Here is a 22,774-nt window from a genome sequence, read left to right as displayed (position 1 = left end):
ATCAGGCGTGCATTCCATTTCATTTTGTCGGGCTTATAAAAACGTGAATATAAGAATTTTATACCGAATTCCCAACCCTGTCAGCGGCGGTTACTGAGCCTTTTGAAGTATCGTGGTGGCTGAGGATCTCGAAGCCACACTAAAGTCAAAAATCTTTCAATCCAACAATCCAATAATCCAACAATCCAAATTTCAATTTTTTCCTCTGTTGCAAGGTTTTTTTATGCCTTTCTTTGAATAGTTGTTAGTACACGGTAAATTAATACATCCACACACTTACAATTTTCAAACGCACAGTAAATTATTCCCTCCGCACGCTTACAATCATCAAACGCACGATACATTATGTCATCCGCACGCTTACCATTACCAAACGCACGATACATTATTACATCCGCACGCTTACAATTATCAAACGCACGATACATTATGGCATCCGCACGCTTACCATTACCATCCGCACGATACATTATGGCATCCGCACGCTTACAATTACCATCCGCACGATACATTATGGCATCCGCACGCTTACCATTACCATCTGCACGATACATTATGGCATCCGCACGCTTACAATTTTCAAACGCACGATACATTATTTTATCCGCACGCTCAATAGTATCAAATGCACGATAAGTTATGGTTTCCGTACTCTACTTTTTAACTCCCATCACTCCCAAATCGCAATCCCCAACCCGATCTCATTGCATACTCCGTCAAAAACAACGAAAGTACGCAGTGAGAGTGATCCGCGTAGCCGAGGAGGAACGACGAGCGGTTCGGGTCACGAAGTGCAGTACTGAGGTAGTTTTTAGGAGTAGACTATGCAGTCTTGACCTTTTGTTTCTTTTGTGTCAAGACAAAAGAAAAGAAAGCACGACGAGCGGTTCGGGTCACGAAGCGCAGTACTGAGGTAGTTTTTAGAATTAGAATAGGCAGTCTTGATCTTTGCCGTGTCTCGTCCCTAGACGAGATTTCTGCCTGTCTCGTCATCAGACGAGATGTCAAGGCAAAAGAAAAGAACATGAAAATAGTTTGTTTTTAGATCCCTATTACGTCATCCCAACGCCGACCTAATAGCATACTCCGTTAAAAACAACGAAAGTACTTAGTGAGAGTGATCCGCGTAGCCGAGGAGGCACGACGAGCGGTTCGGGTCACGAAACGGAGTACTGAGGTAGTTTTTAGGAGTAGACTATGCAGTCTTGATCTTTTGTTTCTTTTGCATCAAGGCAAAAGAAAAGAACATGAAAAATAATTTGTTTCTAGATTTTATTACGTCATCCCTCGGCCACAGATTCGCAGGCGAGGTTCCAATCATTGAAGAATCCGTAAAAAGAAAAGCTGTTTGAGTCTCGTCAGTCATGACGAGATGAGTTCTTTTCTTTTAGGATTCGAAATGAAATTGGACCGCCGAGAATCGAAGCCTTGACCTTTGCCGTGTCTCGTCCCCAGACGAGATTTCTGCCTGTCTCGGCCTCAGACGAGATGTCAAGACAAAAGAAAAGAATAAAAAATGAGTTAGTTTTTAGGAGTAGACTATGCAGTCTTGACCTTTGCTGTGTCTCGTCATCAGAAGAGATGTCAAGACAAAAAAGAAAAGAAAGCACTACGAGCGGTTCGGGTCGCGAAACGTAGTACTGAGTTAGTTTTTAGGAGTAGACTATGCAGTCTTGATCTTTGCTGTGTCTCGGCTTTAGAAGAGATTTCTGCCTGTCTCGTCATCAGACGAGATGTCAAGGCAAAAGAAAAGAAAAGAAGAACATCACGATTCGTTAGGAATTCGAATCAAAATCCATAAGCTCTTTCAAACGCAAACGACACACCTCCCGTAACTCTTCAAAAAACAGGGTAAACTCCTCCTCAAACTCAAGGTAAAATTCCTGTAATTCCACCATAGCATTTTGCATATGTGCACGATGTTTTGTTCGGTAATCCATCTGAAACAGTATCATTTCAAGTCCAGCTAATGAAGCATAACTCACCAGCCAATTCCGAGCAATCATATACGGCATCATATTTTGGGTTTTCTCAGTAAGCAGTTCGTAATGTTGCCGCAAAGATTGGTAAAAACGTTCCGCATACTCTTCCAAAGGTTCGTGATGATAATGACTCCAGTTCTTTGCCAAAAAATGGTCATAGATAATGTCCATAATCACTCCCGAATAATGACCATAACGCTCATGCAATCGGTGCTTGCTCTTTCGGTACGTCGGATGTGCATCGGTAAAGCTGTCAATAGTTCGGTGCAACAAAACACCTTGCTGAATCTCCTTCGGGAACTGAAGGTATTGGTTGCCACGAATGCCATCGGCCATGAAATTGCCAATAGAAATCAACTCGTTTTCCCCGGAAAGGTAGATGTGTGCCAAAAAGTTCATAGGTCGAATATAATCATTTCGTATTGAAATTTGAAATTCATATCATTTTTACTACCTTCCAAATTCATATCTTTGCTAGTAGTAAAAAAACGTATAACTCATAATTTAGAACTCATAATTTAGAATATGACATTAATAAAATCAATTTCAGGAATTCGCGGAACCATCGGTGGAAAAGTAGGAGACAACCTGACTCCTGTTGATGCAGTGAAGTTTGCTTCGGCTTATGGTACTTTTTTAAAACAAAATATTCAGAAAGACCGATTGAAAGTATGTATTGGTCGCGATGCCCGAATCTCAGGCCCTATGATTCATAATCTAGTGGTAAATACCCTTTTAGGTTTAGGAATTGATGTTATCGATTTAGGATTGTCAACAACACCAACTGTCGAAATCGCTGTGCCTTTGGAGCAAGCCGATGGAGGAATCATCTTAACGGCTTCTCATAATCCAAAACAATGGAATGCCTTGAAGCTATTGAATGCCAAAGGGGAATTCCTGAGCGGTGCCGATGGTGCTAAGATATTGGAGATTGCAGAAAATGAAGCTTTCGATTTCGTGGAAGTGGACTTCTTGGGTGAAGTAACAGAAAACGATGCCTACATGGATATCCACATCGATGAAGTGTTGGAATTGCCACTAGTGGATGCCGATTTAGTTAAAAAGAAGAAGTTCAAAGTCGTGGTTGATGGTGTGAATTCATCAGGAGGAATCATCATCCCGAAATTATTGGAACAAATGGGTGTGGAAGTAGTGAAGCTGTACTGCGAACCGAATGGCCATTTCCCACATAACCCGGAACCGTTGAAAGAACATTTGGGCGACATCTGTAAATTGGTAGTGGAAGAAAAAGCCGATTTCGGTATTGTGGTCGATCCGGATGTAGACCGTTTGGCGTTTATTTCTAACGATGGTGAAATGTTCGGAGAAGAATACACTTTAGTAGCAGTAGCCGATTATGTATTAAGTAAAACACCGGGTAATGCCGTTTCAAATATGTCTTCTTCTCGTGCCTTACGCGATATTACCGAAAAACACAACGGTAGTTACCAAGCCAGTGCAGTAGGAGAGGTGAATGTAGTAGAACTGATGAAAGCAAGTAATGCTATCATCGGTGGTGAAGGGAACGGAGGTATCATCTATCCGGAAAGTCACTACGGTCGCGATGCACTTGTTGGGGTAGCTTTGTTCTTAACCTATTTGGCCAACCAAAGTCAATCGGTTGCCGAATTGAGAGCGTCGTATCCTCAGTATTTCATGAGTAAGAATAAAATTGAACTTACTCCACAAATCGATGTCGATGGGGTATTGAAGACTATTTTTGAGAAATACCAAAATGAACAAATCTCTACTATCGATGGTGTGAAAATTGACTTTGCTTCAGAATGGGTTCACCTACGTAAATCCAATACAGAGCCAATTATTCGTATCTATACTGAGGCACCTACACAACAGGCTGCCGATGTATTGGCAGATCGTTTTGTTACCGAATTGAAACAAATAGCAGGTATCTAACATACAATATAATGTAACAATAACCCTGGGTTGATAACTCAGGGTTATTTTTTAAGGAATTATAGAATAAAATGTAACATTTCTGTATTTTTCCGACTTAAAGAGTGCCAACACATCCAATTATGAGTCCAATCCGTCTGTTTTTTTGTACCGCTTTAGCCAGTTCATTGCTGCTTATTTCTTGCGCATCCGTTGAAAAACACAATAAGAGAAGAAGTGAAAAAATTACTGTAGAAAAACTTCAGCATGATATCGACTATGTGGAACGTAAACTCTTCAAACTCCATCCAAGTCTTGATTTGTATATTACAAAAGAACAATTGAGCTTCAAATTCGATAGTATCCGAAATGTAGTCAATAAACCAATGACCAGCAAGGAATTCTATTTTGTAATCAGTCCGGTGATTGCATCTGTCCATCAAGGTCATATGTCAATGATTCCTATGACCAAACGATATTCCAGAAAAGAGCTCAAAAGATTGAAAAAAGCGGGGGAAGCACCTTTGTCGCAATTCAAATACGATTGGGAAAACGAAAAATTGTTTGTCATTAAAAACAATTCTAAGTTTTCAGATATTCAATTGGGTACCGAAATAGTTGCAATCAAAAATATCAAACCACAGGATCTTTACAATAAATACAGACAAAGTATTACTTCTGATGGATACAATACAACTTTTCCAAGGAAATGGTTTTTAAGAAGATTTCCAGTGCTTCTTTCGGATGAAATCGAGAGCAATGACAGCCTTAGATTTGAGTTCAAGTATAAAGATTCTGTATTTTTCAAAATGATCAATCGCAAGAAACCTCAAAAGAAGGAAAGATTGGCATCGGGTAAAGACACACTCAGTAAGTCTGTTCGTAAAGCAAATGCGAAATTGGAACGAAAAAAGAAAAAAATCTTTGGATATGATACTAAAACTAAAGAATATAGTAAGTCATTACAATTTTTAGGAAATGATAAATCAGTGGCGTATCTAAAAATTAACGATTTTACAGACGGGAATTTCCGAAAAGCGTATAAGATACTATTCGACAGTATCAAAAAAAGGGAGAGCGCAACTTTGGTTATTGATTTAAGAGATAATCCAGGTGGGAGGATGAACGAGATTATGAATTTGTATTCGTACCTGACCAATCAAGACTTTATTTTGACACAGCCGGCAATAGTAACCTCTAAAACGAGTATGTGGCAAGCGGGTATTTTTTCTAATATTCCGGTAATTACTTATCCTCTAGCAGGTGTGGCTTATCCTTTTTATATGGGATTCACCTATTTCAAAGTGAAAAAGAAGGATGACGGTACGTATTACAATACAATCAATTCATCGAAATTGCAAAAACCGAACCCCAATAATTTTGGAGGGAAGATTTATGTACTTATTAATGGGGGGAGTTTTTCGGCATCCTGCATTCTGTCCACAGCATTAAAGGCCAATAAGGATATTACTTTTGTTGGCGAAGAAACGGGCGGTGATTTCAATGGAACTGTCGCAGGCTTTATGCCGGTTTTGACGCTACCGAATTCGAAAATCAAATGGCGATTGGGTCTATTGGATATCCGTCCGGTAAATCAAACTAACGTCATTGGTCATGGTATATATCCGGATAAAGAAATAGTAAAAACGATTAACGATATAATAACCAATAAAGATCCTGAATTGGAATGGGTTTTAAAAGAGTTAGGGAAATAATGCAAATAAAAAAAGGGTAAGATTTCTTACCCTTTTTTTATTAATGCTTACCATGTTTTCCATGACCTTTACCATGTTTGTGATGATGGTCGTGGTGGTCATCGTGATCATAATGATGCACTTCGATCACTTTTACTTTTTGAGGTTTCGCTTTTTTGTATTTTTTGTACTTCACTACGTGAATTTGATTTTGTACATACGGACGTTCTCCAACAAAATCTAATTCGATTTGAGCACTTTTTCCTAGGTTAATGCCTACAAAGATTCTTGGTACAGCAGTTCGTACTACCCAGTTTCTTCCGCTTAAGTAAATGTAATTTCTAGAACGTAAATCATAGTACATATTTTCGTCAGGGAAATAGACATATCTTGTTTTTGCACGATACCCGTGAGCCGGTGCCCATGGCGGTGGTCCTTGAGCAAATAGATTATCAGGAACAATCAAAAACAGAAAAGCAGTAATAATAAATGTTCTAATACAATTTTTCATAATTTAATAGGTTAAGGTTATAAAACAGCTAAATATAGTAAATTATTGTGGCTGTTGGTCAAAATTTACCATCCAGTTAATACCGAATTTATCAACAAACATGCCAAAATAAGCACCCCAGAAGGTGTCAGCCAATGGCATGATGATTTTGCCACCAGCTGAAAGACCATTAAATAGACGGTCAGCCTCGTCTTTATTTTCAGTATTAATTGATACCGAAAAATTATTTCCAAAGGTTACCGTACCGCTTCCTTCAGTACTGTCACTAGCCATTAAAACTGTTTCTTTACTGATTGGAAGAGATACGTGCATGATTTTATTCGCCTCTTCTTCTGTTGGTGGAGGGCAATTGTCGTCAGCAGGCATATCTTTGAATCTACCGATAAATGAAAATTCTCCTCCGAAAACCGATTTATAAAAGTTAAATGCTTCTTCTGTATTACCATTAAAAGTTAGATAAACGTTTACAGTTGCCATAATTGATTGTTTTTTATTAGTTTTTTGATTTATTATTTATTCGGTATATTTTTTAAAATTATCTAGAATAGCTTGCCATCCTCCACGCTGTAAATCTACGCTGTGAACATTCTCAGGTTCAAAATTTTCTGTAAGGATTGTCTTTCCATCCAAAACATTAAATTTCACCACTACTTTTCGGCCATCACCATCCATGGTATACGCAATTTTTTGATGTGGAATGATTTCTGTGTAAGTTCCGGTGAAGTCAAAGCTATTGGCACCGTCTTTGGATGCCATAGTTGACTTGAATTGTTGTCCTACTTCAAGATTGTTTTCAGCATTAGGACAATGCCAGTCGTCTGTAGCGAAATTCCAATTAACAATATGTTCAGGATTCGTAAAATAGTCCCATACTTTTTCAACAGGAGCATCTAAAACGGCTCTAACAGAAATGGACTTGGTTTCGGGATTTTCAGCTATTGCTTTCACTTTTTGTAATGCATTAGGAAACATAGTGGTAAAAAAGTCTTCATATTCTTCAACACTTTCTACTTCGACATGTAAAGAAGTGGTGCCGTTTTCCCCAGTTAACACATATTGTTCGATACAACCAGACCATCTTTGAATGTTTTCATTGATGGGTTGTTCTTCATGATTTACAATTTCAGTGATGTGGGAAAAAGCCATGTTTTCAAATGGTTTTTTTGCCACTATTGTAGAAGCCATTCCTGAACCTTTCGGATCTAAAAAATGAATTTTATTACCTACTTCCCAACCGGATATTGCATGACTGCCCTCACAGAAAGCTTCCGTCCAGGTTTCGTAATTATCATCGTCCCAAAGTGAATACCAAACCTTCTCTTTCGGAGCATTGATTTCGACATTAAATTGAAATTTTTTCATAGTTTGTTATTGATTATATTGAATAGTAAGCTTTTTAAGCAGTGTGTTAATTTCGCTTTTTTTGAAAGAAAATGGATGTACACTGTTTTTAAGTGCTTGAAATTTAAAGTCTTAAATTTAGGATAATTTCAGTAATTTTAAGGATTGTTTAGTCATTATTTTAGATTCCATCCGTGTCTGATTAAAACGGTTTTACAACTGTTACAGAATTGGGTTTCTTCATTCAAAACATCTTTTCCTTCGGCATCACGCATAAAGCAATTTTTTATTGGACAATGTGGCAAGCCTTGTGTGTGACCCAATTCATGAATAGCGACTTTAAATAACTTTTCAGTTTTGTTTCCTTTCAATCGGTAGGTTGATGCAATACATGATTTTCCCGGGCGATAACCCAAACCAAAAATACCCCAGTCTGATTTGCCATCTTTGGATGTGCTGATATCTTTGGTGGTAAGACCAATTACCAACTGATTTTGCCCAGCGATATCTGTCAGATAGGCGATTAATGCATCAGCACGTCTGCGGGATTTGTTATGATTCCAGCTGCCTTCCGGAAAAGGGATATTATCAGCAACTTTTACAGAGGAATAAATAGTCTTCAGATTTTTTTGAACCTCATAAAGATATGCTTTTGGAAACGCATCAAAAGGTTGTAAAACAATAGTTACCTTTTCCTTTTTGGGTGAAGGATTTTGATTGCAGCCGGAAAGTAATAACATTCCCAGTAAAAAAAAGAGTGTATATTTCATAGATTAAGAACTACAGGATAACATGGAACAGCCCACTTTTTCTCGTGCCCAATCCGGCCGTTTAGCAAACCACTTTTCATGATGAGGTTGATCGTCATATGGTTTTTGAAGTAATGTAAATAATTCATCAATTAGGTGGTAATTCCCTTTGTCAGCTTCTTCAATAGCTAATTGTGCCATATAATTACGAAGAACATATTTTGGATTTACAGTATCCATTCTTCGTTTTCTCTCAGAATCGTTTGTAGTTTCCTGTTGCAGACAATTGAGATAAGAATGAAGCCATTCTGTCCAATAGATTTGAATTTGATCTTTGATTTCCTCAGGTTTGTAAAAAGCAAATGCTATTTTTTGAAAAGCGGTTGTGGTATCATCTTCTTTTTTTACATCAGATAGCAATCGGAAGAAAAGAGTATAATCTGTTTCTGTAAGTTGTAAAATTTGTACCAATTGATCGATTAAAATAGCGTAATTTTCGGTTCCAATGAAGAGTCCTAATTTCTCTTGCATCATTTTTTGATATTGCAATTCAAAGTCTTTAGGGTATTGTTCTAAAATGCGTTCTAAATCGGCAGTTTCATTGATGATAGGATACAACGCATTGGCTAATTGGTACAAATTCCATAAAGCAATTTCGGGCTGGTTACCATAACGGTATCTTTTATGTTGATTGTCGGTCGTATTCGGAGTCCAATTCGGATTAAAATCTTCCAACCATCCGTACGGACCGTAATCAATGGTAATACCGTGAATGGACATATTATCCGTATTCATCACTCCATGTACAAAACCCACACGTTGCCAATGAACAACCATGTTAAGTGTTGATTGTACTACATTTTCAAAGAAATCGACATACTTCTGTTTGCCTTCAGATTTTATTTCAGGGAAATATTCCTTGATGGTAAAATCAGCTAATAATTGCAAGTTTTTCAAATCATTTCTGGAAGCTAGAATTTCAAAATTTCCAAAACGGATAAATGATGGAGCCACACGACAAACGATGGCGCCTTTTTCATAAGCGGGATTACCATTGTATAGGATATCCCGTAATACTTCATCACCACTCAAAGCAAGTGATAAAGATCGGGTAGAAGGTACACCTAATGCATGCATAGCTTCAGCACACAAGTATTCTCGTATTGATGACCGCAAAACCGCTAATCCATCTGCAGTTCTTGAGTAAGGCGTTTTTCCAGCGCCTTTCAATTGCAATGTGAGATTGTTGCTTTCGAACAAATTGATAGCTCTTCCGTCACCTAATTGTCCGGCCCAAACCCCAAATTGATGTCCGCCATAACACATTGCATAGGGGTGACTGTTTTCATAAACTGTTTTACCCGAAAAAACATTCAGGAAATCTTCACTGTTCAAATCGTCTTCTTTTAATCCAATAATGAACGCTACTTCTTTTGAAGCATGTAGGAGACTTGGTTTTGAAGGTAGGGTAGGAGTTACCAATGAATAACAAGCTTCGAAAACTTTACGGACTTCATTTTTGGTTTCCGGATCGGCAGGAAGGGATTGAGTGAATTTATTTTGGATAGAAAGTTGCATAAATCGGTGTTGCAGATAAATTTGTTATAAAGCTCAAAAATAATGATAAATGAAAGATAGTAACGTTATAAAATTGGTAAAAAATGTATCTTTGACCCAAATTTCAACACAATGATTGCAACAGAAACTAAAACTTCGTTAGAACAGTATTTTCAACAGTTCAGAGAGAATATTATAGGGATTGATCAAGCATTCGAGTCACCTTTCGGTACTAAAAAAATAATTTATACGGATTGGACTGCCTCAGGACGTTTGTATCGACCAATAGAAGAAAAAATGATGAATGAATTTGGTCCTTTTGTTGCTAATACTCACACAGAGACGACGGTTTCAGGAACAGCAATGACGATGGCTTATCATGAAGCACGTCATATCATTAAGCATCATGTCAATGCCAATCAAAATGATGTGTTAATCACAGATGGAACCGGAATGACTGGAGTCGTGAATAAGTTCCAACGTATTTTAGGTTTACGTGTTGCTGAAAATTTAAAAGAATTCACCAATATACCGAAAGAAGTAAAACCAATCGTTTTTATTTCTCACATGGAACACCATTCGAATCAAACCTCTTGGTTGGAAAGTATTGCTGATGTTGTTGTAATTCCAGCCAATGATGAAGGATTGTTTTGTTTGGAAAATTTTAAAAAGTTAGTCAATCAATACCAAGACAGAAGTTTTAAAATCGCTTCGATTACTTCATGTTCAAATGTAACCGGAATTAAAACACCGTATCATGAAGTGGCTAAAATAATGCATCAAAATGGCGGTGTATGTTTCGTAGATTTTGCCTGTTCTGGCCCTTATGTTGATATTAATATGCATCCTGAAGATCCAGAGGCTTATTTGGATGCTATTTTCTTTTCTCCACACAAATTCTTAGGAGGTCCAGGTACTTCGGGAGTGCTTGTGTTCAATAAAAATTTATATAAAAACAATGTGCCGGATTGTCCCGGAGGTGGAACGGTATCATGGACTAATCCTTGGGGTGAACATAAATACATCGACAATATTGAAGATAGGGAAGATGGTGGAACTCCCGGATTTCTACAGGTGATTAAAACAGCTTTGGCTATTCAACTGAAAGAAAAAATGGGCGTTAAAAATATCCTGGAACGTGAACACGAGATTGTAGATTATGTTTTTTCTGAATTATCTCAGGAACAAAATATCAATATTCTTGCCGGTCAACACAAACAAAGATTAGGAGTAATTTCGTTTTACATAGACGATTTACATTACAATCTTGGAGTGAAATTATTGAATGACCGTTTCGGAATTCAAACCCGTGGAGGATGTAGTTGTGCTGGGACTTATGGGCATTATTTACTGCACGTAGATCAAGAAACATCCAACAGTATTACGTGTAACATAGATACGGGGAATTTGGAACAAAAACCGGGATGGATTCGTATGTCAATACATCCTACAACAACCAATTCGGAAATTCAATATGTTTGCGAATCTATTCGAGCGCTGGCTCAGCATCATAAAGAATGGGCAAACGAGTATGATTATAATCCTAAAAGCAATGAATATTTGCACAAACAAGCCAAACTTACCGAAAAAGATCTCGTAAAAAGTTGGTTTACGATATAAAAAAAAGCGCAGGTTGAACTGCGCTTTTTTTATGGAATTATTTTCTATGTTTCCATCTTTTATGTGTCCAAAGATAGTATTCCGGTGCTTCTAATATTTGTTGCTCTACCTTTCGAAGATAGGTTTCAGTGATTTCAAAGTCTGGAATCGATTGCGTGTTTCCATTGGCCAATACATCGAATGAAGCTTCATAATAACCTCTCTTTACTTTTCTGACTTTAAGCTGAATTACATTCATATCAAATTCTTTAGCCAAAGATTCTGCTCCAACGTGAACTGGAGTAGTAATCCCCATAAAGCTAGACCAATAATTTCTTTTGGACAATCTTGGAGTTTGATCACTTGCGAATCCATAAACGCACAATATGTTTTCTTTATGGTTTTTGACAATTGTTGCCTTGGTTTCCTTGGTAGTTACTAATTCGGCTTTGAATTTCGAACGAATGTCACGCACCAATTTATCAAAATGAGGGTTGGCGATTTTTTTGTAAATACCTATTCCTTTGAATTTTACATGTTTATTCATAGATATCACCCATTCGTAACTAGCATAATGCGAAGCCATAAGTGTGATGCTTTTTCCTTCAGATTCTAATTGTTTGTAGACTTCCAGGTTTTTGAACGTAAAACGACGCTCCATTTCTTTTTCGGATATGGTTAACGTTTTAATCATTTCCAAAAACATATCGCACAAATGTTGAAACGATTTTTTTTCTATTACCAATCGTTCTTCTTTACTCAAGTGAGGAAGTGCGATTTCAAGATTTTTTCGCACTGTTTTTTTACGATAACCGATAATATGATAGACGAGAAAGTAAACTACATCTGAAAATAAATAAAAAAGTCGGTAGGGTAGTATCGATATTAGCCAAAGTAGCGGATAAATAATGACAAAAACTAAGAATTGCATTGTTGAAAATTTTGTTACAAATATAGAGTTTTATTCTTGTCTGTGGTTTTATGCCTTTAAAATGGTTTTGCTATCTTTACTCTAAATTAAATTTTATGAATCTTTTTCTGATTGCAATTATTGCAGCTAATGTACTTTATAGCTATAAAGGCTTTAACGATATCTCTTTTTTTCGTAAAAACGAATTTCATACCGGTAGCATTCGTGCAGGGGAACAACATCGAATGTTTACATCGGCATTTCTACATGTTGACTATGTTCATTTGTTTTTCAATATGTTTACGCTTTACATGTTTGCTCCAGTTGTAATCTATGGATTGGGAACTTTTTCGTTTGTGCTGATTTATCTCGGAAGTTTGATTTCAGGCAGTTTGTTGACCATGTATTTTCATCAGAATGATTTTAATTACCGAGCGGTTGGTGCTTCCGGTGCTGTTGTGGGCATTATCTTTAGTTCTATTTTAATAAATGACAGTCTGTTGTTTTTCGGATTCATTCCAGGTAGTATTTACGGAGTAATTTATTTACTATCCTCCATCTACGGAATGAAAGAGAAGAATGATAATATTGGACATACAGCTCATTTCGGTGGAGCCATCGGCGGATATGCTATTACTTTATTTAAAGATCCTTCTTTGTTTGTGGATAATACCTTTATGGTCATTGTATTAGCAATTCCAATTGTTTTTCTTTTTATTTTAGAAAAGGCGGGGAAGCTATAATGGCACAACTTTTGAATACTTTCAAAACAAATTAAAAATAAATAGACTATGAAAAATTTAGTAGCAATCGTAATAACATTTTGTACCATGATGACTTACGCGCAAGATCAAAAATCAGTTCAGATTCCACAAATTAACGTTTCCGGAGAAGGAAAGATAAAAGTTACACCTGATATGGCGACAATCACAATAGGTGTCGAGAATACAGGTAAAGACGCTGCAACAGTGAAAAAAGCGAATGATGAAACTATTGATAAAGTGTTGAAATACATCAAGAAAAACGGTGTTCCTCAGACTGATTTTCAAACTACTCAAGTAAGTTTATATAAAACCTACGATTATGAGAAAAAGAAAAACAATTATGTAGCCAGCCAAACCATCACAGTTACATTAAAAGATATTAAGAAGTATGATGTTTTCATGATGGATATCACAGATACTGGAATTACGAACATTAATGGAGTTGAATTCAAATCTTCGAAATTGGAGCAATACGAAGCGGAAGCACGTAAAAAAGCGATTTTGGTTGCCAAGCAAAAAGCAAATGATTATACTAGCGCATTAGGCCAAAAAGTAGGAAAAGTGTTATTGATAACAGATAATTCAAATACTTATTATCCACATCCGGTAATGTTCAAAGGAGCTAGAGCAGAAGCCATGGATGCTGGTGCTCCAAGAGAAACACTTGCCATCGGCGAAATCGAAATTACAGCAAATGTCAATGTAACATTTGTTTTAGAATAAATGAAACCCCGATTATCGGGGTTTTTTTATGTCTGGTGTTTACGGTTGTACTTCCTTTGTTATATTTGTTGTAAGAATTTACTTTTACAACAATGATTTTAAATAAAGAATCGATAGGTTTAATTTTATCCGGTGGTGGAACAAAAGGATTGGCGCATGCCGGAGTTTTAAAGTTTTTAGAAGAGCAAGGAATTAAACCCGTTCAGATTGCCGGAACCAGTGCTGGAGCGATCGTTGCTGCGTTGTATGCCGGTGGTCAATCTCCCGAAGAAATCTTATCCTTTTTCAAGTCGATTTATTTTTTTAACTGGAAGCATTTTACGTTTAAAAAAGCGGGTATTATCGATTCCGAGGCTTTTCGACTCTATTTCAAAAGTATTTTTGAGGATAAAACATTGGGTGAGTTAAATATCAATGTACATATTACGGCTACTGATTTGGTCAAAGGGAAATTAAAAGTATTTGGTAACGATACAAAAATTGTAGATGCTGTTCTGGCATCGTCCTCCTTTCCCGGAGTTTTGTCGCCTTATGAAATAGATGGTAATTTATACAGTGATGGAGGAATTTTAAACCATTTTCCAACCGATATACTGCAAGGTCGTTGTGATTCCTTGATAGGTGTTTATGTGAGTCCGATTCAAAAGATTGAAGCGAAAGATTTGTCTTCCATCCGATCGGTTACCTCACGTGCTTTTGATTTGCTTTCTGCTAATTCGAATACGCATAAATTCAATATTTGTGATTGGGTCATAGAACCTGAAGAATTGGTCAAATTCGGCACTTTTGAGACCAGTAAGACAAAAATGGATATGATTTATAAGATTGGATATGAAGCTGCCAAGGAATCCTATCAAAACTTAATATAAGTAAAAAAGAAAAGCACTATCGAAATAATTTTAATGTAAAAGATTAGAAATATTTATTCAATTGAATATTTTTTCTGCTATTATTGAAAATCAATTCATAACTTTAATAACAATAAGTGTGAAATTCTGTTTTCCATTTATTTTCTGTTCTCTTTTTGTCCAAAAAAGACTTTATAACAAATTGGAAATACACAAAAACAGATTATCAATGAAAGCGAGCTCACCAGCGTTGGTCCTGTACATTGTATCAGGTTTATTATATTTTATAGCAGTTGTTGAAGGAATTGAAAATTTGACTCTAATAGTAAAGCCAATTATTATACCTTCTATTTTTTTTTATTATTGGCAAGAGAGTAGAGGGAAGATTAGTTTTTGGTCTTCAATGATTTTGCTGTTGTTGTTTGTTTCGGGGATTTTAAATCTTTTTTATGACGAAAGAAGTTTCTTTTTTGTAATACTATCAAACTTTATTGCCTATTGTATTCTTTTGTGTTTTGTTTTTAAAAACATTTTTGAAATTAAATTTCAATTTCCGGATAAAATAAATTTATCCTATATGATTTTGATGTTCTTGTTTTTTTTGAGCTTGTTATATTTTAGCTTGGTTTTAATGTTCGATTTACAACTTGAATTGTATTTACTAATTATTGTTTACGGAATCTCATCAGTAACATTTGGTTCATCAGCTACTATATTGTATACGCTGCAACAAAATCAAACCAATTTTTTTTTGATGATGACGAGTTTTACTTTTATTGTAAGCGATTTGTTTTTTGTAATGTATCATTTCTACAATAACTTTATATTTTTTATGGGTATAAGTATATTGAGTTATGTGGTATCGTTTTATGTTTTGGTGTATTACTTTTTGTTGGCTAAAAAAGATTTTGAGTAGTGAAGAAATAAATAATCTGGACTTAGTGGTTTTAGTAAGGTGGAATAAAAAATGAGAACCTTTAGGTTCGCCTTTATTGTGGGGAGAGCAGGATTACTGCACTTCGTTTCGTGATCCTGAGTAAGGTTTCCTTACTCAAGCTAATTAAAACAAAAAAGCACTCAAGTAAACTTGGTGCTTTTCTTAATTTAATTATCTTGTGGGGAGAGCAGGATTCGAACCTGCGAAGGTTTCCCAACGGATTTACAGTCCGTCCTCGTTGGCCGCTTGAGTATCTCCCCAACTATATTCTCAATAGTTTCGCTCTCAAAGCGGTTGCAAATATAGAATCATTTTTCGGGTTTCCAAACAAAAAATAAAGATAATTTTAAACTTTTTTGTAAGTGATTGGTAGTAAATACAATAAAAAAAGCCCAGCAAACGCTGGGCTTTTAATTTTTAGGATTTTAAAGGCTATTTTGCTAATAATTCTAACACTTTAGCTTTTAATTCGGCACCATAAATATCTCTTGCGACAATATTTCCTTTGGCATCAAGAACAAATGTGGAAGGAATACTTTCAATACCGTACAATTTTGCGATAGGTTCATCCCAGTACATTAAATTCGATACATGATTCCAAGTCAATTTGTCTTTCGCAATGGCTTGTTTCCATTTCGTTGCATCTTTATCCAAAGAAACTCCAATGATGTTCAATCCTTTTGAATGTAACTCGTTATAAAGTGCTACAACATTTGGATTTTCCTTACGACAAGGAGGACACCATGAAGCCCAAAAATCAATAATCGTAACTTTACCTAATGATTGTTGTAATGAGATTACTTTACCTTCAGGATTCTTTGCGCTAAAGTTGGGTGCAGGAGTCTCTTTTAGTTTACTTTTTTTTTTGGACCTGGTTGAGACTCTTGTAATGCTTTCTCGTAATCATCAAGATTTTTTTGAATTCTCTTACCAGTTGAAGTTGATTTTACACTACTGCTAAGGTTTTCAAAATGTTTTTTTGTTTTTGCAATATCAGCTTGTGGTGTTGCAAACAATTCCTGAATGATTAATAATGAAAGGAATGAATCTGGATTATTTTCAACAAACTTTGTTTTTACTGTAGTAAACTCTTCATTTAATTTTTTATAATCATCCGTCAACTTTTTCATTGTAGGAGTATCTTTCTTAGCCATTGCTTCCCCATAAGCCTTTTCGTTATCTTTTTCAAAAGCTGCTACTCTCACTTGGACTTTCATCAAGTCTTTTCTGTATGCATTAAGCTGATCATTAGTGGTACTTCCTGAAATAGTTGCAACACCAAGTGCTAAACTGTCTTTCGTTCCTTTTACATTAATGTTTCCTTTTTCAAGAATTAACATAAATCCACCAATTTGATCAAAACGTACTCTGTGCATTAAAGGCTCTTCTGCTTTTCCTTCAAATTCAAATTTACCATCTTTTACAACCGTTGTATCAACTCCTGTAATACCGGTTGTAGCAGATTCATTTTGTTTTTCTAAATAAACCTTAGTTCCATCAGGCATTCCTTTGATTTCTCCTGAAACTTTATACTTGCTACATGAAGCGGCAAGAACAGAAAGGGCAATAATTGCTAATTTTTTCATCAGTTTTATAATTTTGTTCGCAAAAATAAATGATTTGTTCAGAAATCAAACTACTTTTATACTTTATTTAATACTTGTTTTGTGTGATTCGGGAAAACGCAACATTTCAATTACCACCCAATACTTTTAAAAATACTTTTTGTGTATTCACAGAAGTAAATGTGTCAAATCTACAGGACAGAAGTCCGGATTTTGAGAGTGATTCTGGAAGTAAATATTATTATACAGAACAAGGAATGTACCGTTTGTCGAACCATTGGGGTAGATTAGGCAATTCCAAATGGCGTCTTATTGAAAACGGCGATTCAACGGCTTCAAAAGTAAAACTTGGTTATGCCAATTGGGAAGACTTTTTTCCGGATAACAAATACGAAGCCTTGTATTATGTAACTGTCGATTTTGAAACTCGAACAGTATTGTACCAACATAAATTAAGCAAAAATTATGACGATAAGGCCGTAGTGAGAAACAGCGATGATACAATGAAAAGGGTAAGACAGGCTCGTAACATTTTGCATTTGACAAATTGGGCAAAACATTTTCCAGATTGGGAAATAGAAGTACTCAGAAAAAAAATTGTAACCGATTTAATCTATACCAACAAAACTTTGGATGAAATTAAAAGACAGTATGCATGAGCAGAAATAACGACGAAAATCGAAACAAACACAATAGTAAGTTGCACAAAGCAAAAGCAAAAGCTGCAAAACAAAAAGTTGAGCGCAAGGCTCAACTTAAAGCTATTTTGAAGAAATTTAATGAGAATGAAAATTCTGATTTATAACAGTAATTCAATTCTCCTTTTTTATAATACTTTGCTTTGACATACAAAATCCGATTTTGGCAACTCAGTTTTGGCAATTGCGTTAAAGCCACCTTCAATTTCAGTAAAATTACGGTAACCGCGCGCTTGTAAAATGGAAGCCGCAATCATACTGCGATACCCTCCGGCACAATGTATGTAAAAATGCTCTGAAGGATCAATCTCGTTTATCCAGGTATTGATATAAGCTAAAGGTTTGCTATAGGCTTCATCAAGATGTTCAGCACTATATTCTCCTTCTTTACGGATGTCAATTACTTTGTCTTTTTCAATGTTTAATTCAGCAGCAAATTGCGTAGCCGTGATTCTTTTAACGGCATCCGTTTCTTTTCCAGAGTTTTCCCACGTTGCAAAACCACCTTCTAAATGCCCGAGTACATTGTCAAAACCAACACGGCTTAAACGGGTAATGGTTTCTTCTTCTTTTCCGGCATCACATACAATAAGTAGCGGTTGATTTACATCGGCAATCAATGTGCCAACCCATGGTGCGAAATCACCACCAATGCCAATATTGATTGACTGAGGGATGTGTTTTTTGTAAAATTCGGCAGGATTGCGCGTATCTAGTATCAAGGCATCGGCCGTATCCGCTAGTAGTTCAAAATCATTCGCAGACAACACTTTCATTCCGTTATTTAAAACCGAATCGAAACTGCTGTACCCTTTTTTATTCATGGCTACATTCATACCAAAGTAGGCTGGAGGTGGTGTTAACCCATCCAATACCTCAGTAATGAATTCACTTTCCGTCATGTTGGCTCTTAAAGCGTAATTTTTTTCTTTTTGTTCTCCAATGGTAGAAACGGTTTCTTTACTCATGTTTTTACCACATGCAGAACCTGCTCCATGTGCAGGATATACAATCACTTCATTAGGAAGTGTCATGATTTTGGAACGCAAAGATTGGTATAGAGTAGCTGCCAATTGTTCCTGAGTCATATCAGCGGCTTTTTGTGCCAAATCCGGTCGACCTACATCACCAATAAATAAGGTATCGCCTGAGAAAATGGCATGCTCTTTTCCGTTTTCGTCTAACAATAGGTAGGTAGTACTTTCCATGGTATGCCCTGGAGTGTGAAGTACTTTAATTGTGATATTTCCAATGGTGAAAACTTGATTGTCTGTTGCAATAAGCGCATCGAATTCTGGAGTAGCCGTTGGTCCATACACAATAGGTGCTCCGGTTTTGGTACTCAAATCCAAATGTCCCGAAACGAAATCGGCATGGAAATGAGTTTCAAAGATATATTTCAGTACAACACCATCTCTTTCCAAACGGTCAAGATACGGTTGTACTTCGCGAAGCGGATCAATAATAGCGGCTTCACCATTTGAGGTAATATAATAAGCTCCTTGAGCTAAACATCCTGTATATATTTGTTCTATTAACATACTACTATAATCTATTCTTTGTTTGCAAAAATACTATATAAAAACGTATAAAATTAATGATAATTGTCACTTTATAAAAAGCTCTTTTCCAATTATTAAAATTCCCATAACCAATACAAACCAACCAAAGGCCGATTTTAATTTGCCTCCTTCTACTTTTTTCGAAAGCATAGAACCAATGAGCATTCCAATGATCGCCATAAAAGTAATTGAAAGCAATACTATTAAGTTAATCGTGATGCCGTTGATGATGTCTGCGGAGAAACCAATAAGCGAATTAATGGCGATAATCAATAATGATGTGCCCACTGCTTTTTTCATTGGAATACCTCCAAAGAAAATCAATGCAGGAATAATTAAGAATCCACCTCCAGCACCTAAAAAACCGATGATAAATCCCACCAATAGTCCTATGGCGCCCAGTTTGTAATAATTGATCTCCGTTTTGCAAAGCTCGGTTTTGCGGCTAATCATGGCTTTGGACGCGAGCAGCATTACGACTCCGAACACCAACATAATTAAAAGATCTTTGGTAACTGTAATTGATCCTATTTGAAATAACGAATGAGGTATAGCCGGCAAAATAAATTTTCGTACAGTCAATAAGGAGAGCAAAGAAGGGATAGCGAAATAGAGAGCTTCCTTCAATTTTAAATTTTGAAAAAGGTAGTGTTTGTAGGAACCAATCGCAGCTGTAACACCAACAATGAATAAAGAATAACTGGTTGCTAATTCAGGATTCACTCGGAACAAGTACACTAATATAGGTACTGTAAGAATAGAACCACCGCCACCTATTAGGCCTAAAGTGATTCCGATGGCAACCGCCGCTATGTAACCAATTATTTCCACACGATTTATTTTGATACAAATTTGGGGTTTAATTGGATAGCAGTCAGTAACAAATGTCACACTATTTCAAGAGAGGCAAAATTTCAATATGACTACGGTGCAAATTCACCAAACCGCGTTGCTCCATTTTTTTAAGTAATCGGGAAACAACCTCACGGGAAGTGTTCAGTTCGGAAGCAATTTCCTGATGAGACAATTTAACATCGTTGCAACCGCAAGCTTTTTGATGTCTCTTCAAATAAAATTCCAAGCGCTCGTCCATGGCTTTGAAAGCGATATTATCAATAACCATTAAAACTTCTTCAAAGCGTCTACGATACGTTTCGATCACAAATTCGTACCAAGACCGATGATTGGCCATCCATTTTTCCATGATTTGTAATGGGATCATCACTAATTCTGCATCTTCAACCACTTTAGCCATGATCTGACTGGTTTCTTGTTTCGTAGCGCAAATCATCGAAATGGCACACGCTTGTCCGGGTTGTAGGTAATACATGAAAAACTCGCCTCCATCCTCATCTTCTCGATACACTTTTACCTTACCGTTTAAAATCAAAACCGTATTTTTAATGTATTGCCCGGAGCGAATCATTACTTCACCTGCCTTGACAGAGTGGATACTTGCATTTTTTTCCACTTCTTCAAGGAGTTGTGGACTAAAATTTGGAAAGAGTTGCTTTAGAGTTGCCTTCATGATGCTGCTGAATAATCCCTACAAATATACTATTCTGAAATTGGCTTGCCTTGTTATTGTTTCGTTAAAAATCCTATATTTGGCTAAACAGACTAAAAAACATGACAAATACAACAGGTAGAGAAGCCATTTTTAGGCATTTGGATGGTATTGTATTGATTCCGATTGCCTCTATTTTAAACAAGAAAGGAATTTTGAAGCATCTATTGGATGTGAAAACCACTTCACTTACTTCACTTAGTGAAACTTACAAAGCCAATGAAGGGTATCTGAATGTAGCATTAAGAGCTTTGGCCTCGCAAGGTTTTTTGGAATACCATGTGGATAATGTAGCCAATGAAGTTACCATTTCGATAAATGATTCCAGTGCCTACGCATTTTCTCAATTTTACAACTACGATGGAATCAGTCGATTGCTTTTCACGACCGATGTTTTTACAGCCAACACCATCACTTCAACTTCTATCGGGCAACTGAATCCGGAATTTGAGAATTACAAGAAACAACGCCAGCAGATTTCAGCTATTGACTCTTTTGAAGGCAAAATTCAGTTTCAGATTTTAAAACATATTGAAGGCTATTTGGCCGCTCCATTGATTGTGAACTTGGGAATGACGGGAATGTTTCATAAGTACTTTATGGAAACGTCTTTCAGTGCGGATGAATTTCATAAGGAACCGGAAGCTTTCACGAAAATGCTCGATTTCTTTACTGATTTGGGTTGGTTTACGGAAAGAAACGGTAAATATCAGTTTACTGATGAAGGACTGTTCTTTGCCAAACGTGCTTCCGCTTATGGTGTTACCGTGTCGTATCTTCCCATGTTGAAAAATATTGAAATGCTCCTTTTCGGTAATCCGAATGCTTTACGGGACATTGCAGTCAGCGAAACCGAAATTCACGTCAACCGTGAAATGAATGTATGGGGAAGTGGAGGAGCACACAGTACCTACTTTAAAGTGATCGACGAAATTATTATCGAATTGTTCAATAAACCGATTGCCGAACAACCTAAAGGAATACTAGACATGGGTTGCGGAAACGGGGCTTTTTTACATCACATATTTGATGTAATTGAAAGACAAACTTTACGTGGTAAAATGTTAGAAGAACATCCTTTGTTTTTGGTTGGGGTCGATTACAATCAGGTTGCTTTAAAAGTAACAAGAGCCAATTTAATCAAAGCCGATATTTGGGCCAAAGTGGTTTGGGGTGATATTGGAAATCCCGATCTGCTGGCCCAGGATTTAGCCGATAATTATAAAATTGATTTAAAAGACTTACTCAATGTACGCACCTTTTTGGATCACAACCGTATTTGGTCGACTCCAGACAACCAGCATGGAATTACAAGTCAGTCTACAGGCGCATTTGCATATCGTGGTGTTCGACTATCCAACAATCAGGTGGAAGCGAATTTATTGGAACATTTCCAAAAATGGTCACCATATGTACAACGTTTTGGTTTGCTTTTGATTGAATTGCATACAGTTGACTCCAAAATCACAGCGGCCAATATCGGAAGTACACCGGCAACAGCTTACGACGTCACACACGGATTGTCCGATCAGTATATTCTTGAAATTGATGCTTTTGTGAAAGTGGCAGCATTGGCAGGACTACAATCGGAACCAAAGTACTTCCAACGCTTTCCACATACCGATTATGCAACGGTGAGTATTCATTTGTTAAAAGGGTAGTAGAAGAAAAATTAGATAGGGATAGCCAAATTTTGCATTGCAAATAATCAAAGAAGAATAGTATAATTGGCTATCCCTACACTTAGTATTTAACCTAAATGATTACCATTAGGTTACACTCCAATTTTTTTCTTTGATTATACTATTAAAGTTACGGAATTTAATTGAGATGCAATGTGTTTTTTGTGTAAAAAACTGTATAGCTGTAGTTTA

22 protein-coding genes and 1 tRNA gene are annotated in these 22,774 nt (G+C 36.5%); 10 read left to right on the top strand and 13 right to left on the bottom strand.

Annotated elements, in window-relative coordinates:
• Positions 1-241 precede the first annotated feature (241 nt).
• A complete protein-coding gene (locus ACFO7M_RS15660; protein WP_379736734.1) occupies positions 242-619 on the top strand; it encodes a hypothetical protein in 378 nt (125 codons plus the stop codon).
• Between the two features lie 1,156 nt (positions 620-1,775).
• Here the strand turns inward: ACFO7M_RS15660 and ACFO7M_RS15655 are convergent.
• Positions 1,776-2,381 (bottom strand): ACP phosphodiesterase, encoded by a 606-nt coding sequence (locus ACFO7M_RS15655; protein ID WP_379736732.1) that lies wholly within the window; start codon positions 2,379-2,381, stop codon positions 1,776-1,778.
• A gap of 126 nt (positions 2,382-2,507) precedes the next feature.
• Between ACFO7M_RS15655 and glmM the strand changes: the two genes are divergently transcribed.
• Positions 2,508-3,896, top strand: a complete 1,389-nt coding sequence (gene glmM / locus ACFO7M_RS15650) for a phosphoglucosamine mutase (RefSeq protein ID WP_379736730.1) — start codon at positions 2,508-2,510, stop codon at positions 3,894-3,896.
• Positions 3,897-4,018: 122 nt separating this feature from the next.
• The gene (locus ACFO7M_RS15645) at positions 4,019-5,590 is read left to right on the top strand and encodes a S41 family peptidase (RefSeq protein WP_379736728.1); all 1,572 of its coding nucleotides are present in this window, start codon (positions 4,019-4,021) and stop codon (positions 5,588-5,590) included.
• Positions 5,591-5,630: 40 nt separating this feature from the next.
• Here the strand turns inward: ACFO7M_RS15645 and ACFO7M_RS15640 are convergent, their stop codons facing one another.
• From ACFO7M_RS15640 to ACFO7M_RS15620, 5 genes are all read right to left on the bottom strand, one after another.
• Positions 5,631-6,080: a hypothetical protein gene (locus tag ACFO7M_RS15640; RefSeq protein ID WP_379736726.1), complete on the bottom strand. Its 450-nt coding sequence runs from the start codon at positions 6,078-6,080 to the stop codon at positions 5,631-5,633.
• A gap of 42 nt (positions 6,081-6,122) precedes the next feature.
• Positions 6,123-6,557: a VOC family protein gene (locus tag ACFO7M_RS15635; protein ID WP_379712131.1), complete on the bottom strand. Its 435-nt coding sequence runs from the start codon at positions 6,555-6,557 to the stop codon at positions 6,123-6,125.
• Positions 6,558-6,593: 36 nt separating this feature from the next.
• Positions 6,594-7,442, bottom strand: a complete 849-nt coding sequence (locus tag ACFO7M_RS15630; protein WP_379736725.1) for an SRPBCC domain-containing protein — start codon at positions 7,440-7,442, stop codon at positions 6,594-6,596.
• 155 nt (positions 7,443-7,597) lie between these two features.
• Positions 7,598-8,191 (bottom strand): matrixin family metalloprotease, encoded by a 594-nt coding sequence (locus ACFO7M_RS15625; protein ID WP_379736724.1) that lies wholly within the window; start codon positions 8,189-8,191, stop codon positions 7,598-7,600.
• Positions 8,192-8,194: 3 nt separating this feature from the next.
• Positions 8,195-9,748: a protein adenylyltransferase SelO gene (locus tag ACFO7M_RS15620; protein ID WP_379736722.1), complete on the bottom strand. Its 1,554-nt coding sequence runs from the start codon at positions 9,746-9,748 to the stop codon at positions 8,195-8,197.
• A gap of 111 nt (positions 9,749-9,859) precedes the next feature.
• Between ACFO7M_RS15620 and ACFO7M_RS15615 the strand changes: the two genes are divergently transcribed.
• Complete coding sequence (locus ACFO7M_RS15615) at positions 9,860-11,347, top strand: aminotransferase class V-fold PLP-dependent enzyme (RefSeq protein ID WP_379712139.1); 1,488 nt, start codon at positions 9,860-9,862, stop codon at positions 11,345-11,347.
• Between the two features lie 37 nt (positions 11,348-11,384).
• Here the strand turns inward: ACFO7M_RS15615 and ACFO7M_RS15610 are convergent, their stop codons facing one another.
• Positions 11,385-12,281, bottom strand: a complete 897-nt coding sequence (locus tag ACFO7M_RS15610) for a lysophospholipid acyltransferase family protein (RefSeq protein ID WP_379714980.1) — start codon at positions 12,279-12,281, stop codon at positions 11,385-11,387.
• 71 nt (positions 12,282-12,352) lie between these two features.
• On the opposite strand from ACFO7M_RS15610, the gene ACFO7M_RS15605 reads away from it, so the two are divergent.
• The 3 genes from ACFO7M_RS15605 to ACFO7M_RS15595 all read left to right on the top strand — a co-directional run bounded on the left by ACFO7M_RS15605 (position 12,353) and on the right by ACFO7M_RS15595 (position 14,592).
• Positions 12,353-12,979, top strand: a complete 627-nt coding sequence (locus ACFO7M_RS15605) for a rhomboid family intramembrane serine protease (RefSeq protein ID WP_379712141.1) — start codon at positions 12,353-12,355, stop codon at positions 12,977-12,979.
• 48 nt (positions 12,980-13,027) lie between these two features.
• Positions 13,028-13,723, top strand: a complete 696-nt coding sequence (locus ACFO7M_RS15600; RefSeq protein WP_379712143.1) for an SIMPL domain-containing protein — start codon at positions 13,028-13,030, stop codon at positions 13,721-13,723.
• A gap of 92 nt (positions 13,724-13,815) precedes the next feature.
• Positions 13,816-14,592 (top strand): patatin-like phospholipase family protein, encoded by a 777-nt coding sequence (locus ACFO7M_RS15595; RefSeq protein ID WP_379712145.1) that lies wholly within the window; start codon positions 13,816-13,818, stop codon positions 14,590-14,592.
• A gap of 1,095 nt (positions 14,593-15,687) precedes the next feature.
• Here the strand turns inward: ACFO7M_RS15595 and ACFO7M_RS15590 are convergent.
• The 3 genes from ACFO7M_RS15590 to ACFO7M_RS15580 form a co-directional block, all read right to left on the bottom strand.
• Positions 15,688-15,768: transfer RNA gene (locus ACFO7M_RS15590), tRNA-Tyr, on the bottom strand.
• Positions 15,769-15,940: 172 nt separating this feature from the next.
• On the bottom strand, positions 15,941-16,399 hold the full coding sequence (locus ACFO7M_RS15585) for a peroxiredoxin family protein (protein ID WP_379714982.1): 459 nt from the start codon (positions 16,397-16,399) through the stop codon (positions 15,941-15,943).
• Entirely contained in the window at positions 16,357-17,094 is a 738-nt protein-coding gene (locus ACFO7M_RS15580; protein ID WP_379712147.1) for a DUF4369 domain-containing protein, read from the bottom strand. The genes ACFO7M_RS15585 and ACFO7M_RS15580 overlap by 43 nt, the downstream gene beginning before the upstream one ends.
• 161 nt (positions 17,095-17,255) lie before the next feature.
• Between ACFO7M_RS15580 and ACFO7M_RS15575 the strand changes: the two genes are divergently transcribed.
• Together ACFO7M_RS15575 and ACFO7M_RS15570 are read left to right on the top strand one after the other, a co-directional pair.
• Positions 17,256-17,732, top strand: a complete 477-nt coding sequence (locus tag ACFO7M_RS15575; protein WP_379736720.1) for a hypothetical protein — start codon at positions 17,256-17,258, stop codon at positions 17,730-17,732.
• The gene (locus ACFO7M_RS15570; RefSeq protein WP_379736718.1) at positions 17,729-17,878 is read left to right on the top strand and encodes a hypothetical protein; all 150 of its coding nucleotides are present in this window, start codon (positions 17,729-17,731) and stop codon (positions 17,876-17,878) included. Before ACFO7M_RS15575 ends, ACFO7M_RS15570 begins: the two co-directional genes overlap by 4 nt.
• A gap of 21 nt (positions 17,879-17,899) precedes the next feature.
• Here ACFO7M_RS15570 and ACFO7M_RS15565 read toward each other — a convergent pair whose 3' ends face one another.
• The 3 genes from ACFO7M_RS15565 to ACFO7M_RS15555 all read right to left on the bottom strand — a co-directional run bounded on the left by ACFO7M_RS15565 (position 17,900) and on the right by ACFO7M_RS15555 (position 20,861).
• Positions 17,900-19,312 (bottom strand): MBL fold metallo-hydrolase, encoded by a 1,413-nt coding sequence (locus ACFO7M_RS15565; RefSeq protein WP_379736716.1) that lies wholly within the window; start codon positions 19,310-19,312, stop codon positions 17,900-17,902.
• A gap of 66 nt (positions 19,313-19,378) precedes the next feature.
• Positions 19,379-20,164, bottom strand: a complete 786-nt coding sequence (locus ACFO7M_RS15560) for a sulfite exporter TauE/SafE family protein (protein WP_379712155.1) — start codon at positions 20,162-20,164, stop codon at positions 19,379-19,381.
• Between the two features lie 61 nt (positions 20,165-20,225).
• Positions 20,226-20,861 (bottom strand): Crp/Fnr family transcriptional regulator, encoded by a 636-nt coding sequence (locus ACFO7M_RS15555; RefSeq protein WP_379712157.1) that lies wholly within the window; start codon positions 20,859-20,861, stop codon positions 20,226-20,228.
• A 101-nt stretch (positions 20,862-20,962) separates the two neighbouring features.
• Between ACFO7M_RS15555 and ACFO7M_RS15550 the strand changes: the two genes are divergently transcribed.
• Positions 20,963-22,561 (top strand): class I SAM-dependent methyltransferase, encoded by a 1,599-nt coding sequence (locus ACFO7M_RS15550; protein ID WP_379736714.1) that lies wholly within the window; start codon positions 20,963-20,965, stop codon positions 22,559-22,561.
• The last annotated feature ends 213 nt before the right edge of the window (positions 22,562-22,774 follow it).

Source organism: Flavobacterium sp. GCM10023249 (assembly GCF_042653365.1).
Lineage (GTDB): Bacteria > Bacteroidota > Bacteroidia > Flavobacteriales > Flavobacteriaceae > Flavobacterium.
Note: the sequence above shows the minus strand (reverse complement) of the source record. Positions and strands in the feature narration are given on the sequence as shown.

What these genes read in the sequence shown, in the direction of transcription:
- ACFO7M_RS15655 (WP_379736732.1), bottom strand. Translation starts at nt 2,381, where the DNA reads ATGAACTTTTTGGCACACATCTACCTTTCCGGGGAAAACGAGTTGATT.
- glmM (WP_379736730.1), top strand. Translation starts at nt 2,508, where the DNA reads ATGACATTAATAAAATCAATTTCAGGAATTCGCGGAACCATCGGTGGA.
- ACFO7M_RS15645 (WP_379736728.1), top strand. Translation starts at nt 4,019, where the DNA reads ATGAGTCCAATCCGTCTGTTTTTTTGTACCGCTTTAGCCAGTTCATTG.
- ACFO7M_RS15640 (WP_379736726.1), bottom strand. Translation starts at nt 6,080, where the DNA reads ATGAAAAATTGTATTAGAACATTTATTATTACTGCTTTTCTGTTTTTG.
- ACFO7M_RS15635 (WP_379712131.1), bottom strand. Translation starts at nt 6,557, where the DNA reads ATGGCAACTGTAAACGTTTATCTAACTTTTAATGGTAATACAGAAGAA.
- ACFO7M_RS15630 (WP_379736725.1), bottom strand. Translation starts at nt 7,442, where the DNA reads ATGAAAAAATTTCAATTTAATGTCGAAATCAATGCTCCGAAAGAGAAG.
- ACFO7M_RS15625 (WP_379736724.1), bottom strand. Translation starts at nt 8,191, where the DNA reads ATGAAATATACACTCTTTTTTTTACTGGGAATGTTATTACTTTCCGGC.
- ACFO7M_RS15620 (WP_379736722.1), bottom strand. Translation starts at nt 9,748, where the DNA reads ATGCAACTTTCTATCCAAAATAAATTCACTCAATCCCTTCCTGCCGAT.
- ACFO7M_RS15615 (WP_379712139.1), top strand. Translation starts at nt 9,860, where the DNA reads ATGATTGCAACAGAAACTAAAACTTCGTTAGAACAGTATTTTCAACAG.
- ACFO7M_RS15605 (WP_379712141.1), top strand. Translation starts at nt 12,353, where the DNA reads ATGAATCTTTTTCTGATTGCAATTATTGCAGCTAATGTACTTTATAGC.
- ACFO7M_RS15600 (WP_379712143.1), top strand. Translation starts at nt 13,028, where the DNA reads ATGAAAAATTTAGTAGCAATCGTAATAACATTTTGTACCATGATGACT.
- ACFO7M_RS15595 (WP_379712145.1), top strand. Translation starts at nt 13,816, where the DNA reads ATGATTTTAAATAAAGAATCGATAGGTTTAATTTTATCCGGTGGTGGA.
- ACFO7M_RS15580 (WP_379712147.1), bottom strand. Translation starts at nt 17,094, where the DNA reads ATGAAAAAATTAGCAATTATTGCCCTTTCTGTTCTTGCCGCTTCATGT.
- ACFO7M_RS15570 (WP_379736718.1), top strand. Translation starts at nt 17,729, where the DNA reads ATGAGCAGAAATAACGACGAAAATCGAAACAAACACAATAGTAAGTTG.
- ACFO7M_RS15565 (WP_379736716.1), bottom strand. Translation starts at nt 19,312, where the DNA reads ATGTTAATAGAACAAATATATACAGGATGTTTAGCTCAAGGAGCTTAT.
- ACFO7M_RS15555 (WP_379712157.1), bottom strand. Translation starts at nt 20,861, where the DNA reads ATGAAGGCAACTCTAAAGCAACTCTTTCCAAATTTTAGTCCACAACTC.
- ACFO7M_RS15550 (WP_379736714.1), top strand. Translation starts at nt 20,963, where the DNA reads ATGACAAATACAACAGGTAGAGAAGCCATTTTTAGGCATTTGGATGGT.